Consider the following 13,914-nt stretch of genomic DNA (forward strand, 5'->3'; position numbering starts at 1 on the left):
AGAAGATTGTGGCGCTATACCGTACGGCCAACCGGCGCCCCCACCCCCAGGGCGTCCGATCACTCGGGAGGAGTGACGGTGACCGTTCGGTACCCCCAGTCGCGCCTGAGCCAACTGCTCGGCGCCACCCTGCTCGTCTCCCTCGCCACCGGTCTGACCAGCCCGGCAGCCAACGCCGCCCCGGCGACCGACAGCCCCGCCGGCGCCACGACCGCCACCGTCGGCGGCCCGCTGGCCACCGCCTTCGACCGGGCCGCGGCCCGCTACGACGTACCCCGTGACCTGCTGGTGGCGGTCGGCTACGCCGAGACCCACCTCGACGGCCACGACGGCGCGCCCAGCGCGTCCAACGGGTACGGCGTGATGCACCTGGCCAGCAACCCGAAGCTCCGTACGCTCGACGAGGCGGCCGCGTTGACCGGCCTCGCACCGGTGACCCTGCGCACCGACCCGGCCGCCAACGTCACCGGCGCGGCCGCCGTGCTGCGGTCGTACGCCGACCGGGCCGGACTGACCGCCGCCCAGCGCGCCGACCCCGACCACTGGTACACCACCGTCGTCCGGTACGGCGGCGCGAGCACCCCCGCCGTCGCCCGGCTCTACGCGGACACCGTCTACGACCTGCTCGGCACCGGCTTCCAGACGACCACCGGCGGCGGACCGGTCCGGGTCGCGCCCCGCCCGGTCGCCCCCGAACGCGGTGCCCTGGCCGCCGTCGCCCCGCTCGGCACCGGCGACGGTGTCGGCATCATGAGCACCGACTACGGCCCGGCCGCCTGGGCACCGGCGCACGCGGAGAACTACACCGTCTCCAGCCGGGAGTCCGCGTACCCGATCAACTACGTGGTCATCCACGTGGCCCAGGGGTCGTACGCCGGCACCGTCAGCTGGTTCCAGAACCCCGCCGCCGGGGTCAGCGCCCACTACACGATCCGCTCCTCCGACGGCGCGGTCACCCAGTCGGTCCGGGAGAAGGACATCGCGTACCACGCCGGCAACTGGACGTACAACACCCAGTCGATCGGCATCGAACACGAGGGGTACGTCAACCAGCCCTCCTGGTTCACCGACGCCATGTACCGCTCCTCGGCCGCGCTGACCCGGCACCTCTGCGACCGGTACGGCATCCCGAAGGACCGTAGCCACATCATCGGGCACAACCAGGTGCCGGGCGCCACCCACACCGACCCGGGGCCGAACTGGAACTGGACCTACTACATGCAGCTGGTCACCGGCTCGACCCCGCCGCCCAGCTGGTCGGTGACCATCGACAACAGCACCGCGGGCGCCTTCACCGCGAGCGCCAACTGGGGCACCTCGGCGTACTCGGCGCAGCGGCACGGCACCGACTACCGGTTCGCCGACCCGGTCGAGGCGAGCGACCCGGCGTGGTACCGGGCGAACATCCCGACCACCGCGAGCTACCGGGTCGAGGCGTGGTACCCGGACGACCCGGGCTACAACAGCTCGGCGCCGTACGTCATCGTCACGCCGAGCGGTAACCAGACCGTCCACGTCGACCAGCGTTCCGGCGGCGGCGCGTGGCGCAACCTCGGCACCTTCACCCTGGCCGCCGGGGACGGCAACAAGGTGGGGGTGAGCCGCTGGACCGGCGGCACCGGCCTGGTGATCGCGGACGCGATCCGGATCAGCCGCGTCTGAGTCGGGGAAGGGCCTCTTCGTGCCGCACGGCGGCAGCCGGTGCTGCGGGAAGGGGCCCTTCCTGACATGTCAGGCGAGGTCGCGGCGGCGGAAGGTGGCGAACGCGGCGCCGACCACCACCAGCACCAGGCCCAGCAGCACGGCCAGCCCGACCGGCCAACCGATGGTGTACGACGTGTCGCAGACGGGCCGCTCCGGGGTCACGAAACAGTCCACGTTCGCGAAGAAGCGCAGCCCGCCCGAGATCCAGGCCCCCAGATAGCTGCTGAGCATCCACACGTCGGGTCGGGCCGCGTCGACGATCTCCAGCACGATCCGTAGCCCGCCCTCCCAGACCACGCCGTACGCCGCCGCCGCGCCGAGCGCCGCCGAGGTGTGCCGGCCCAGGGTGGCGATGGCGAAGCCGAGTGTGCTGGCGACCAGTACCAGCGTCAGACCCCGGGTGAGCAGGAGCAGCAGGTCGGCCCAGAACTGCGCGTCCGCGACGCCCGGCATTCCGCGTACCTCGCCGACGAGCCGGAACGAGGCGATGTAGAGCACCGTGCTGACCAGCGACAGCCCCAGGACCCCGACGAGCAGGGTGCCGAGTTTGGTGCCGAGCACCAGCAGCCGTTGCGGTCGCCAGAGCAGCAGGTTGGTCATCCCGCCGGAGGTGAGGTCGGCACCGATGTACGAGGCGCCGACCAGGAAGCCGAACAGGCAGAGGAAGGCGATGAGGAAGTACGCCAGTTCCCTGATCTGCCGGTCGAAGACGAAAACCCCGGGCAGGTGGTCGGAGGCGTCGATCCGGGCCGGGTTCAGGTCCTCGCAGTCGCGGGCGTAGTGGTCCGCCGGTGACTGCCCGCTGGCCTCCAGTTGGCGACAGTCGTCGTACAGGCCGCCAATCTCCATGCGTCGCTCGTCGGCCTGCTGTTGAGCCATCTGGATCTCGCCGGCGTCCGGCTGGCGCGAGCCGGCCAGGGTCGCCAGGACGGTGACCGTGAACGCGGCGACGAGCAGCACGACCATCAGCTGGACGAAGCGGCGGGCGGCGAGGCGGCCGAACTCGGCCCGGACCAGGTTCACTGCCGTACCCCTTCCGAAACGTCGGCTTCCGCCGCCCGGTCGTCGTCGACGGTGGCCGCCACCGGGTCGTCCCCGGCGGCCGCCGGCAGCACCGACTCGTCGACCTGCCGCGGCAGTCCGGGCTCGGGTCGGGTACCGGTCAACTCCAGGAAGACACTCTCCAGATCCGGGGTGAGCGGAGTCAGCTCGGAGACCCAGAGGTCCTGCTCGCCGAGGAGCTGGTTGAGCCGGGCCGGATCCTCCACCCCGCCGACCACCAGCTGGTCGAAAAGTGTGGCGACGGTCAGCCCGGCCGCGGTCAGGACCTCGGCGGCCCGGTCCTGGTCGGCCACCCGGACCCGGAACTCGCCGTGGTCGAAGCCGGCGAGCACCTCCGCGACCGGGCCGGCGGCCACCCGACGGCCCCGCGAGATGATCGTCACATGGTCGCAGATCTGCTCGATCTCGGCCAGGATGTGGCTGGAGACCAGCACGGTCACCCCGGCGGCGGCGAGGTCGCGCATCAGGTCACGCATCTCCCGGATGCCGGCCGGGTCGAGGCCGTTGGCCGGCTCGTCGAGGATCAGCAGCTCCGGCTCCTTGAGTAGCGCCGAGGCCACCGCCAGTCGCTGCCGCATGCCGAGCGAGTACGTCCTGACCCGGTCCTCGCCCCGGTCGCGGAGCCCGACCTGCTCGAGCACCTCGTCGACCCGGGTCGTCGGTACTCCGCCGGCGACGGCCAGCAGGTGCAGGGTGCGCCAACCGGTGAAGTTCCCGAAGAACTGGGGACTCTCCACAATGGCGCCGAACCGGGGGGCCACCGCCGGCAGCCGTTCCGGGGTCGGCTCGCCGAACAGGGCCATCCGGCCGCTGTCCGGCCGGACCAGACCGAGCAGGGTCCGCAACGTGGTGGTCTTGCCGGACCCGTTCGGCCCGAGGAATCCGTGCACCTGACCCGTCTCGACCAGCATGTCGAAGCCGTCGAGGGCGACGCGTCGACCGTGCCGCAGGCTGGTGAACGACTTGCGTAGCCCGGCGATCTCGATCACCGCTGACACCGCACACCTCCGTACGCCGTGACGTCGGACACGGCGCCCCACCCTACGGTCCGGACGGCGCCCGTGGGGGGCGGTGCGGTGCGTGGTTGGATGGCAGGGTGCGTGAAGAGCCCGTTTCCCTCTCCAACAGTGGCCAGACCGCCGACGCCGGTGCCGAGACGCCACCGCTGAGCCCGGACGTGGTCATCGACCTTCACCGGGTCGGGGTGCAACGCTCCGGCAACCCGCTGCTGAAGGACGTGACCTGGCGGGTGACGGCCGACGAGCGCTGGGTCGTGCTCGGCCCGAACGGCGCGGGCAAGACGACCCTGCTGAACCTGGCGGCCGGACGACTGCACCCGACGACCGGGGTGGTGCACGCGCTCGGTGAGCGGGTCGGTCGCACCGACCTGGCGGAACTGCGTACCCGGATCGGGGTGACCACGGCGGCGCTGGCCGAACGGATCCCGGCCGAGGAACGGGTCCGGGACGTGGTCCTGACCGCGGCCTGGTCGGTGGTGGGCCGCTGGCGTGAGCAGTACGACGCGATGGACGAGGCGCGCGCCGTCGCGCTGCTCGACCAGCTCGGCGTCGCCGGACTGGCCGAGCGGACGTACGGGACCCTCTCGGAGGGGGAGCGGAAGCGGACGCAGATCGCCCGCGCCCTGATGACCGACCCGGAGCTGCTGCTGCTCGACGAGCCGGCGGCCGGACTGGACCTCGGCGGCCGGGAGGACCTGGTCGCCCGGCTGGCCGAACTGGCCCACGACGAGGAGGCCCCGGCGATGGTGCTGGTCACCCACCACGTGGAGGAGATCCCGCCGGGCTTCACCCACGCGCTGCTGCTGCGCGAGGGCGGCGTCGTGGCGCAGGGTCCGGTCGCGGAGACGATCACCGGGGAGTACCTGTCGAAGACCTTCGGGCTGCCGCTCGTGGTCGACCGACCCGGGGACCGGTTCACCGCCCGGGCCGCCTGACCGCCCTCCTCACACCGTGGCGGCGCGGACCATCGGGACCAGCGACTCCGCCGCCAGGGTGATCTGGGCGACCGCCAGTGCGGCGTCCCGGGGCGGGATGAAGACCACCGCGTCGGCGCTGGCGTCGCGGAGCCGGGTCACCGCCGCCGCGCACTGCTCCGCGCTGCCGGCCGCGGCGAACCGTTCCAGCCAGTGCTCGGGCAGCGCCTCGGCGAGCGCGGCGACCCCGGGCGAGGCGGCCAGCAGCGCGGTGAACTCCGCCGCCAGTTCGGCGTCGGCCGGGGAGAGCGGCCCGCCGTCGACGAGCCGGGCGGCGATCTCCCGGCGGGCGCTGGCCCGGGCGTCGTCGAAGTCCAGGTGGGCGTAGACGGTGAGCCGGTGGTCGTCGGTCCGGCCGGCCTCCCGGCGCCCCTCGTCGATCAGACGGCGGGCCCAGCGTACGTAGTCGGGGCTGGCGCACTCGGCGAGGATGGTGCCGTCGGCCACCTGTCCGGAGAGCCGCAGCGAGCGGGCGTTGCGGACCCCGGTCGCGATCGGCGGTGGCTGGACGGGCGGGAACTCCAGGGCCACCTCGGCGAGCTGGGCGTGCCGCCCGGCCACGGTGACGGTCTCGCCGGCGAGTAGCGCGCGGACCGCCGACACGGTCTCGCCGAGCACCGCCAGCGGGGACGGGTGGTCGGCGCCGACCTGGCGTACCCAGTCCGGCATGCCGTGCCCGAAACCGGGCAGGATCCGGCCGGGGAAGAGTCGGGCGAGGTTGGCCAGCTCCATCGCGGCCAGCGCCGGGTTGCGGAATGCCGCTGGCAGGATGCCGATGCCGATCTTCAGCGTCTCGGTCGCCGCCGCGGCCACCGCGGCGGTGGAGACCGCGCCGCCGAAGAAGCAGTCCTCGACCACCCACAGCTCGTCGTAGCCCAGCCGTTCCACCAGCCGGGCGTACGCCGGTAGCTGCTCCGGCGGGGTGTCACAGCGGTACATGACTCCGATCGGCATCTGACCCATATCGTGCAGCCTGCCAGAGGATGTCGGCGGCGGCCCGCTCTAGACTCGATCTCTGCGCGAACGGGAGGTGTCGGTGGAACGGCAACGGCCACGGGTGGTGGTCATGGGCAGCGCGAACATGGACCTGGTGGTGATGACCGGGGTCCTGCCGAAGCCCGGGGAGACCGTCTTCGGCAGCGACTTCGTGATGGTCGCCGGCGGCAAGGGTGCCAACCAGGCGATCGCGGCCAGCCGGGCGGGCGGGGACGGGGCGCTGCTCGGGGCGATCGGCTCCGACTCGTTCGGGGTGACCCTGAAGGCCCGGATCGCCGCCGCCGGGGTCGACACCGAACGGGTCCGGGTGGTGTACGGCGCCTCGGGAGTCGCGGTCGTCACGGTCGACGCCGACGGGGAGAACACCATCGTGGTGACCCCGGCCGCCAACTCGGCCTTCGTCGGGCTCGGTGACGGCGAGCTGGCCGCGGTCCGGGAGGCGGACGTCCTGGTCGCGCAGTTGGAGATCCCGGTCGGCACGGTCACCGAGGCGGCCCGGGCCGCCCGGGAGGGCGGGACGAAGGTGCTGCTCAACGCGGCCCCGCCGCAGCCGGTCCCGACCGAGCTGCTGGACCTGGTGGATCTGTTGGTGGTCAACGAGGCGGAGGCGCGGGCGATCACCGGGCGGGGCCGGGAGGCGCCGGAGGCGCTGCTCGACGTCGTACCGCACGCGGTGTTGACCCTGGGCCGGCACGGTGCCTGGTACGGCGAGCGGGACGGCGTCCGGATGCACGTGCCGGCGGTCAAGGTCGATCTCGTCGACTCCACCGCCGCCGGGGACGCGTTCACCGGTGCCCTGGCGGTGGCCTGGGGCGAGGGGCGGGACCTGGTCGACGCGGTGCACTGGGCGGCGGCGGCCGGTGCCGCCTGCGCCCGCAAGCTCGGCGCCTCGGTGGCGCTGCCGCTGCGGTCGGAGATCGACGAACTCTACGTACCGCCGGCGCGGCCCGGGCAATAACCGATCGGCGGCTTGATCCGGATGTGCACCATGGGAGCATGGTGCGGTTCGTCCTCAATATCCTTTGGCTGATCTTCGGCAGCGGCATCGCGCTCGCGATCGGGTACGGCATCGCGGCGCTGATCTGCTTCGTCCTGGTGGTGACCATCCCGTTCGGGGTCGCCGCGATGCGGCTGGCGTACTACTCGCTCTGGCCGTTCGGCCGGACCCTGGTGGCCAAGCCCGGCGCCGGTCTCGGCTCGGGATTGGCGAACGTGCTCTGGGTGGTGCTGGCCGGCTGGTGGCTCGCCCTGACCCACATCGTCGCCGGGGTGACGCTCTGCGTGACGATCATCGGGATCCCGTTCGGCATCGCCAACTTCAAGCTGGTTCCGGCCGCGTTCTGGCCGCTCGGCCGGGAGGTGGTGGAGGTCGACGACCTGCGTCGGCCGGGCGTGAGCGCCGGCTGAGCCGGCCGGGCGTGAGCGCCGCCCGAGCCGGCCGGTCGGGGCCGCCCGGCCGCCGGCCAGGATCACCCATCGGCCGGCAGAGCCGCCCGGCTGCGCCGCAGGAAGTCCCGCTCGACGCTGTTGCCGGTCAGGTCGGCGGCGGTGTCGTACGCCCGCGCGGCCTCCCCGGTGCGACCGAGGCGGCGCAGCAGGTCGGCCCGGACGGCGTGGAACAGGTGGTGGCGGTCCAGGGCGAGCCCGTCGACCAGGGCGAGCGCCGGACCCGGCCCGTCGACCTCGGCGACCGCCACCGCGCGGTGCAGGGCCACCACCGGACTCGGCGCGACCGCCAGCAGGTGGTCGTAGAGCATCAGGATCTGCCGCCAGTCGGTGCCGGCCGCGGTCGGTGCGTCGGTGTGCACCGCCTGGATCGCCGCCTGCAACTGGTACGGCCCGGGCCGGTCCCGGCGTAGGCAGCGGCGGACGATCTCGTGCCCCTCGTCGATCAGGTGACGGTTCCAGCGGCGACGGTCCTGGTCGGCCAGCCGGACCAGGGTGCCGTCCGGGCCGGTACGGGCCGACCGGCGTGCCTCGACCAGCAGCATCAGCCCGAGCAGCCCGAGCACCTCCGGCTCGTCCGGCATCAGGTCGGCGAGCAGCCGGCCGAGCCGGATCGCCTCGGCGCCGAGATCCTCGCGGACCAGCCGGTCACCGGTACTGGCCGTGTACCCCTCGTTGAAGACGAGATAGACGACAGCCAGTACCGCCCGCAGCCGGTCCGGCAGGTCGGCTTCGGCCGGAATCCGGTACGGGATGCGGGCCGCCCGGATCTTGCCCTTGGCCCGGACCAGCCGTTGGGCCATGGTCGGCTCGGGTACCAGGAACGCGTGCGCGATCTGCGCGGTGCTGAGCCCGCCGAGCAGACGCAGTGTCAGGGCGACCTGGGCGGCCGGCGAGAGCGCCGGATGGCAGCAGGTGAAGATCAGGCGGAGCCGGTCGTCGCGCACGGGTCCCTCCTCGGCGGGCGGCGGATCGTCGACGTACGGCGGATCGTCGAGGTGCGACACGGACCCGACCGTCTCGCGGTGCAGTCGGTCGACCGCCCGGTGTCCGGCCGCCTCCCGACGGAGTCGGTCGACCGCGCGGTTCCGGGCGGTGGTGATGATCCAGCCGGCCGGACTCGGTGGCGGGCCCTGCTCCGGCCACTGCCGCAGGGCGGTGACAAACGCGTCCTGGACCGCGTCCTCGGCCAGGGTGATGTCGCCGAGGACGCGGACCAGGACGGCGACCGCGCGGCCGTACTCCGCGCGGAACACCTGCGCGATGCCGTCGCGGGAGGTGTCAGGCCGAGGCCGGGTCACAGCTGTCGGCCTCGTCGGCCAGCGGCCGTACCTCGATCGGCAGCAGGCCGATCGCCTCGGCGAGTTTGCGACCCCACACCAGCGCCGCGTCCAGGTCGGGCGCCCGGACGACGGTGAAGCCACCGAGATGCTCCTTGCCCTCGGTGTACGGGCCGTCGGTCATCAGCACGTCGCCGTTGTCGACCCGGAGCACCGTCGCGGTGCTCGCCGGATGGAGGCCGCCGCTGAACACCCACGCCCCGGCGGCCTTCATCTCCTGGTTCAGCGCGGCCAGCCGCTCCATGATCGGGTCCAGGATCTCCGGGCCGGGCGGGTCGCCGTCGCCCTGGTAGATGCTGAGCAGGTACTGCGGCATGCCAACTCCTTCGGTCACGGCCGCCGGCACCGCGCCGACGGCCTTTTACCCTCTGTACGAACGAGGGGACTGCGGATCGACACGTTCCGGCCGGAAAATCTCGTCGGATCCGGGTCACTCGCCGACCGGGCCGCCGGACAGCTCGGTCACCACGTCGAGGTGCCCCGCGTGGCGGGCGTACTCCTGCAGCAGGTGGAAGAGCACCCGTTCGAGCGGCGGCGGCTCCGCACCGTCCCAGCGCGGGCCGGGGGCGCCCCGGGTGTCGAGGTCGTTGCCGGTCACCACCGCCCGGGTGTGCGCGCCCTGGGTGCGCAGCGCGTCGAGCAGGCCGTCGCGGGTCTCGGCGGGTGCCACGTACCAGCGGTCGTCGCGGCGGTCGGCCCACGGGTCACCGACGTCGTGTCCCTGGAATCCCCATTCGATCCACCGAAGTTCCACGTGCCGCAGGTGTTTGACCAGTTCCAGCGGCGTCCAGCCGGACGGTAGCCGGCTGTGCCGCAGTTCGGCGTCCGGCAGTGCGGAGACCTTGGTCGCCACGGTCTCCCGGAAGTAGTCGAGGTAGCGCAGGAACACCTCGGCACGCCCGGGGGCCGGACTGGTGGGTTCGGGAAACGGGGGTGTCATCCGGCCAGTATCGGGGTCGCCGCTATGCCGCGCCCTGTCCGTGTCGTCCCGCCGAAGGGGCCAACGAAGCCGCTGAGCTGCGGAGAAACATTTTTGTAACAGGGTCTTGACGCCTTGCTGACGCGGGAGCAGACTCCCTGGAAACGTTTACAAGTCAGGGGTGGAGGTTCGGTGCATGGGTCGTAAACGTTTACAGCCCTCCGCCGACGGCCGGCCGACCGTACACACGGTGGCCGCCCGGGCCGGCGTCTCGATCGCCTCCGCCTCACGCGTGCTCAACGGCGTCGGCGGCAGCCCCGAGACCGTCCGCCGGGTCCGTGCCGCGGCGGCCGAGGTCGGCTACGTGCCGAACGCGATCGCCCGGTCGCTGCAGTCCCAGCGCACCGGTCTGGTCGCCCTCGCGGTCGCCGACATCGGCAACCCGGTCTACGTGGCGATGATGCGGGCCATCGAGGCGGTGGTCGCGGCCAGCGGCCGGCAACTGCTGGTACACGCCACCGGCGGCGACGTCGCCGGCGAGATCTCGCTGCTGCGGCGCCTGGCCCACCGGTACGTGGACGGCATGATCGTCTCGCCGATCCGGCTCACCGACCACCACCTGGAGGCGATGGTGGTCAGCCCGGTCCCGGTGGTCGTCGTCGGCCAGCTGCCCGACGACGCGCCGGTCGACAACGTCCGTACCGACTCCCGGGCCGGTGTCGGGCTCGCCGTCGACCACCTGCTCGCCACCGGCCGCCAGCGGATCGGCTTCCTGAACGGTCCACTCGACACCGTCCCGGGCGCGGCCCGGGACGCCGGCTTCCGTGCCGCGCTGGCCAACCACGGCATCACCGTCGACGAGAACCTGATCGAGGTCGGCGACTTCCAGTACGCCGCCGGCCGGGCCGCCGCCGCCCGACTGCTGGCCCGGGCCGAACCCGACGCGCTGCTCTGCGCCAACGACCTGATCGCGGTCGGCGCCCTGCACGCCCTGCTCAGCGAGGACCGGCGGGTGCCGCAGGACGTGGCACTGGTCGGCATGGACGACACCGAACTGGCCCAGATGGCGTTCCCGCAGCTCTCCAGCGTCTCGCTCGGCTCCGCCGACCGGGGGCGCCGGGCGGCCGAGCTGCTGCTGGAGCGGATCGCCGAACCCGACCTCCCGCCCCGGCGGGCGCACGTCGCGCCGAGCCTGGCGGTCCGCGCCTCCAGCCTTCCCCCGGGCGCGGCCCCACGACCCGCCGCACCGAGCCAGCCCGCTGGAGCGGAACCCGTCACCACGCCGATGGAGGTGATCTGATGACCACGCTGACCGAGCGGCCGGAGGTCGACCGGACCGGCGGCCGGCGGCCGTCCCGACGTGGGCGCTCCGACCGTACGACGGTCTACCTGCTGCTGCTCCCGTCGCTGCTGCCGGTCCTCGTCCTCTCCGTCTTCCCGCTGCTGCGCGGCATCTACCTCGGGTTCACCGACGCCCGCGCCGGCCGGAACGTGGAGATCGGTTTCACCGGCCTGGCCAACTACCGGGAACTGCTGCACGACAGCCTGTTCTGGAGTTCGTTCCGGATCGGCCTGCTCTGGGCCTTCTCGGTGACCGTGCTGCAGTTCGTGCTCGCCCTCGGCCTGGCCCTGCTGCTCAACCAGCGGCTGCGGTTCCGTGGGGTGGCCCGGGTGCTGGCCGTCGTGCCGTGGGCGATGCCGCCGGTGGTGGTCGGCATCCTCTGGCGGCTGGTGTACCACCCCGACGCCGGGCTGCTCAACGAGTTCCTGCACCGGGTCGGCGCGGACGGACTGCGGACCACCTGGCTCGGCGACTTCAGCACCGCACTGCCCGCCGTGATCATCGTCGGGGTCTGGGCCGGCATGCCGCAGACCACCGTCGTACTCCTGGCGGGCCTGCAGGGGGTGCCGCGCGAGTTGCACGAGGCGGCCGAGGTCGACGGCGCCAACGCCTGGCAGCGGTTCCGCGGCGTCACGCTGCCGTCGCTGATGCCGGTGATCGTCGCGATCACCTCACTCGACTTCATCTGGAACTTCAACTCGTTCGGCCTGGTCTACGTGCTCACCGCCGGTGGACCGGGGGGCAAGACCATGCTGCCGATGCTCTTCGCGTACGAGGAGGCGTTCCGGTACGGCAACTACGGCTACGCCGCCGCCCTCGGCAACGTGATGGTGGTGATCGTCGTGGCGCTGCTCGCGGTGTACCTGCGTCGCCGGCTCAGGGAGGCGAACTGATGACAACCGATCCGACCCTGACCCGGACGCGACCGGGGCGGAACCGGAGGCGCCGCAACCGGGTCGGCCGGGGCCTGCAGTACCTGGCACTGGCCGGATACCTGGTCTTCCTGGCCTTCCCGCTGGTGTGGCTGGTCTCCACCTCGTTCAAACCGCCCCGCGAACTGGTGAAACTGCACCCGACGTTGATCCCGGACCACCCGACGCTGGCCAACTTCGTCCAGGCCTTCACCGAACAGGAGCTCGGCCGGGCGGCGTGGAACAGTCTCCAGGTCTCGCTCGCCTCGGCGGTGATCACCGTGCTGATCGCGACGCCGGCGTCGTACGCCCTGGCGCGGTTCCGGACCCGGCTCGGCACCGTCGCCCTCGGCTGGGTGCTGCTCTCCCAGCTCTTCCCGTTCGTCCTGCTGATCATCCCGATCTTCCTGGTGCTGCGGCAGGTCGGGCTGGCCAACACCCACGCCGGACTGGTGCTGATCTACGTCGTCTGGGCGCTGCCGTTCGCGCTCTGGATGCTCCAGGGTTTCGTCCGCAACATCCCCCGGGAACTGGAGGAGGCCGCGTCGGTCGACGGCGCCACCCGGCTGCAGACCCTGCGTCGGGTGATCTTCCCGCTGCTGACCCCCGGCCTGGTCGCGACCGCGCTGTTCGCCTTCATCTCCGCCTGGAACGAGTTCTTCTTCGCCCTGGTCCTGATCAAGACCCCGGAACTGGCGACCCTGCCGGTCGCGCTGGCCCGGTTCGTCGGCATCGAGGGCACCGCCCGGCTCGGCCCGCTGGCCGCCGGCTCACTGCTCGCCACCCTGCCCAGCCTGGTCTTCTTCGCCTTCATGCAGCGCCGACTGGCCTCCGGGTCGCTCGCCGGCGCGGTGAAGGGCTGAGCAACCCGACCCACCCACACCCCACCACCAGGAGGTATCCCCCATGCTCCACAGACTCACCCGGCGGCGGGTCCTCGCCGTCGCGCTCGCCGGGGCCGTCGGCCTCGGCACACTCGCCGGCTGCGGCAGCGGCGGTGACGACGAGAGCTCCGGTCCGGTCAAGCTGAGATTCCTCAGCCTGGCCTGGCAGAAGGAGTCGCTGCAGGCCAACAAGGACCTGGTCGCGAAGTGGAACGCCGAGCACCCGGACATCCAGGTCGAGTACGTCCAGGGCGACTGGAACTCCGTACACGACCAGTTGCTGACCTCGTTCGAGGGCGGTGACGCGCCGGACATCGTGCACTACGAGGCGGCCGCGATCGGCGAGTTCAGCAAGCAGGGCTACCTGGCCGACCTCTCCGGGCTGCTCTCCGACGACTTCAAGGGCCAGATCGACAAGGGGATCTGGGACACCGCCACCTTCGACGGCAAGGTCACCGGCGTGCCGTTCCTGCTGGAGTCGCAGGTGGTCATCGCCAACAAGAAGCTGCTCGACGGAGCCGGGATCACGGTGCCGGCGGCCGACGGCGGCTGGAGCTGGGACGAGTTCCAGACCAACGCCCAGAAGCTCACCAAGCCGGGCCAGTACGGTGTCGCCTGGGCGCTGAAGTCGCCGACGAACCGGGTGCTGAACCTCGCGCTGAACTTCGACGGCAAGTACTTCTACCCCGACGGCGGTAAGACCGAGGTCCGGATCGGGGCCCCGGAGACCGAGGTCCCGAAGCGGATCCACGACATGCTCTACACCGCGAAGTCCGCCGCGCCGGAGGCGCTGGGGATGAGCGGCGCCGACACCCTGCCGGGCTTCTTCGCCGGCAAGTACGCGATGATCCCCGGCTCGGTCTCGCTGCGCCAGCAGATGGTGGAGCAGGCGCCGAAGGACTTCGACTGGGTGACCCTGCCGCCGGTCAGGGGGCTCTCCGCCAACCAGGCCGCCAACCCGCAGACGCTGTCGGTCTCCGCCGACTCGGCGCACCCGAAGGAGGCGGCCCAGTTCCTGGAGTTCTTCCTCAACCCGGCCAACATGGCCCAGCTGGCGAAGGGCGACTGGCTGGTGCCGACCGGGAAGCAGGCGAACGAGGAGCTGGTCAAGGCGACCGGCGGCAAGCAGGGCTGGGACGTCGCGGCGGCCAGCGCCGCCGACCTGACGGTGGCACCGTTCCAGATGGTCGACGGCTACCCGGAGTGGAAGACCAAGTACGCCACCCCGGCACTGCAGCAGTACTTCGCCAACAAGATCACGCTCGACCAGCTCGCCACGCAGCTGGTCGACGGTGGGAAGCAGGTCCTGAGGTAACC

The 13,914-nt window shown here is 72.1% G+C and carries 14 protein-coding genes; 8 read left to right on the forward strand and 6 right to left on the reverse strand.

Annotation, left to right across the window (positions count from 1 at the left end; translation table 11 throughout):
- Window positions 1–78 precede the first annotated feature (78 nt).
- On the forward strand, window positions 79–1,662 hold the full coding sequence (locus ABGB05_RS18260) for an N-acetylmuramoyl-L-alanine amidase (RefSeq protein ID WP_347654625.1): 1,584 nt from the start codon (window positions 79–81) through the stop codon (window positions 1,660–1,662).
- A 69-nt stretch (window positions 1,663–1,731) separates the two neighbouring features.
- On the opposite strand, the gene ABGB05_RS18265 is transcribed toward ABGB05_RS18260, so the two are convergent.
- Window positions 1,732–2,727 (reverse strand): ABC transporter permease subunit, encoded by a 996-nt coding sequence (locus tag ABGB05_RS18265; protein WP_347654626.1) that lies wholly within the window; start codon window positions 2,725–2,727, stop codon window positions 1,732–1,734.
- Window positions 2,724–3,764, reverse strand: a complete 1,041-nt coding sequence (locus ABGB05_RS18270; protein ID WP_347654627.1) for an ABC transporter ATP-binding protein — start codon at window positions 3,762–3,764, stop codon at window positions 2,724–2,726. The genes ABGB05_RS18265 and ABGB05_RS18270 overlap by 4 nt, the downstream gene beginning before the upstream one ends.
- Window positions 3,765–3,931: 167 nt before the next feature.
- On the opposite strand from ABGB05_RS18270, the gene ABGB05_RS18275 reads away from it, so the two are divergent.
- Window positions 3,932–4,720, forward strand: a complete 789-nt coding sequence (locus ABGB05_RS18275; RefSeq protein ID WP_347654703.1) for an ABC transporter ATP-binding protein — start codon at window positions 3,932–3,934, stop codon at window positions 4,718–4,720.
- A 9-nt stretch (window positions 4,721–4,729) separates the two neighbouring features.
- Here the strand turns inward: ABGB05_RS18275 and ABGB05_RS18280 are convergent, their stop codons facing one another.
- The gene (locus tag ABGB05_RS18280; protein ID WP_347654628.1) at window positions 4,730–5,713 is read right to left on the reverse strand and encodes an LLM class flavin-dependent oxidoreductase; all 984 of its coding nucleotides are present in this window, start codon (window positions 5,711–5,713) and stop codon (window positions 4,730–4,732) included.
- 112 nt (window positions 5,714–5,825) lie between these two features.
- Between ABGB05_RS18280 and ABGB05_RS18285 the strand changes: the two genes are divergently transcribed.
- A complete protein-coding gene (locus ABGB05_RS18285) occupies window positions 5,826–6,713 on the forward strand; it encodes a ribokinase (protein ID WP_347654704.1) in 888 nt (295 codons plus the stop codon).
- A 38-nt stretch (window positions 6,714–6,751) separates the two neighbouring features.
- Window positions 6,752–7,162 carry a YccF domain-containing protein gene (locus ABGB05_RS18290; protein WP_347654629.1) on the forward strand — a complete coding sequence of 137 codons (411 nt, stop codon included), beginning with the start codon at window positions 6,752–6,754 and terminating at the stop codon, window positions 7,160–7,162.
- A gap of 62 nt (window positions 7,163–7,224) precedes the next feature.
- Here the strand turns inward: ABGB05_RS18290 and ABGB05_RS18295 are convergent, their stop codons facing one another.
- The 3 genes from ABGB05_RS18295 to ABGB05_RS18305 all read right to left on the reverse strand — a co-directional run bounded on the left by ABGB05_RS18295 (window position 7,225) and on the right by ABGB05_RS18305 (window position 9,481).
- Window positions 7,225–8,502 carry an RNA polymerase sigma factor gene (locus tag ABGB05_RS18295; protein ID WP_347654630.1) on the reverse strand — a complete coding sequence of 426 codons (1,278 nt, stop codon included), beginning with the start codon at window positions 8,500–8,502 and terminating at the stop codon, window positions 7,225–7,227.
- Window positions 8,483–8,857: a YciI family protein gene (locus ABGB05_RS18300; protein WP_347654631.1), complete on the reverse strand. Its 375-nt coding sequence runs from the start codon at window positions 8,855–8,857 to the stop codon at window positions 8,483–8,485. Before ABGB05_RS18300 ends, ABGB05_RS18295 begins: the two co-directional genes overlap by 20 nt.
- Window positions 8,858–8,971: 114 nt before the next feature.
- Window positions 8,972–9,481 (reverse strand): DUF664 domain-containing protein, encoded by a 510-nt coding sequence (locus ABGB05_RS18305; RefSeq protein ID WP_347654632.1) that lies wholly within the window; start codon window positions 9,479–9,481, stop codon window positions 8,972–8,974.
- 175 nt (window positions 9,482–9,656) lie between these two features.
- Here ABGB05_RS18305 and ABGB05_RS18310 point away from each other — a divergent pair, with 175 nt between their 5' ends.
- Genes ABGB05_RS18310 through ABGB05_RS18325 form a run of 4 tightly spaced genes read left to right on the forward strand, consistent with a single transcriptional unit; the run spans window position 9,657 to window position 13,912 of the window.
- The gene (locus ABGB05_RS18310) at window positions 9,657–10,760 is read left to right on the forward strand and encodes a LacI family DNA-binding transcriptional regulator (protein ID WP_347654633.1); all 1,104 of its coding nucleotides are present in this window, start codon (window positions 9,657–9,659) and stop codon (window positions 10,758–10,760) included.
- Window positions 10,760–11,695 carry a sugar ABC transporter permease gene (locus tag ABGB05_RS18315; protein ID WP_347654634.1) on the forward strand — a complete coding sequence of 312 codons (936 nt, stop codon included), beginning with the start codon at window positions 10,760–10,762 and terminating at the stop codon, window positions 11,693–11,695. The genes ABGB05_RS18310 and ABGB05_RS18315 overlap by 1 nt, the downstream gene beginning before the upstream one ends.
- Window positions 11,695–12,576 (forward strand): carbohydrate ABC transporter permease, encoded by an 882-nt coding sequence (locus ABGB05_RS18320; protein ID WP_347654635.1) that lies wholly within the window; start codon window positions 11,695–11,697, stop codon window positions 12,574–12,576. Before ABGB05_RS18315 ends, ABGB05_RS18320 begins: the two co-directional genes overlap by 1 nt.
- 43 nt (window positions 12,577–12,619) lie before the next feature.
- On the forward strand, window positions 12,620–13,912 hold the full coding sequence (locus tag ABGB05_RS18325; protein ID WP_347654636.1) for a sugar ABC transporter substrate-binding protein: 1,293 nt from the start codon (window positions 12,620–12,622) through the stop codon (window positions 13,910–13,912).
- Window positions 13,913–13,914 lie beyond the last annotated feature (2 nt).

It is taken from the genome of Plantactinospora sp. B5E13 (assembly GCF_039871775.1).
In the GTDB taxonomy this organism is placed as follows: domain Bacteria; phylum Actinomycetota; class Actinomycetes; order Mycobacteriales; family Micromonosporaceae; genus Plantactinospora.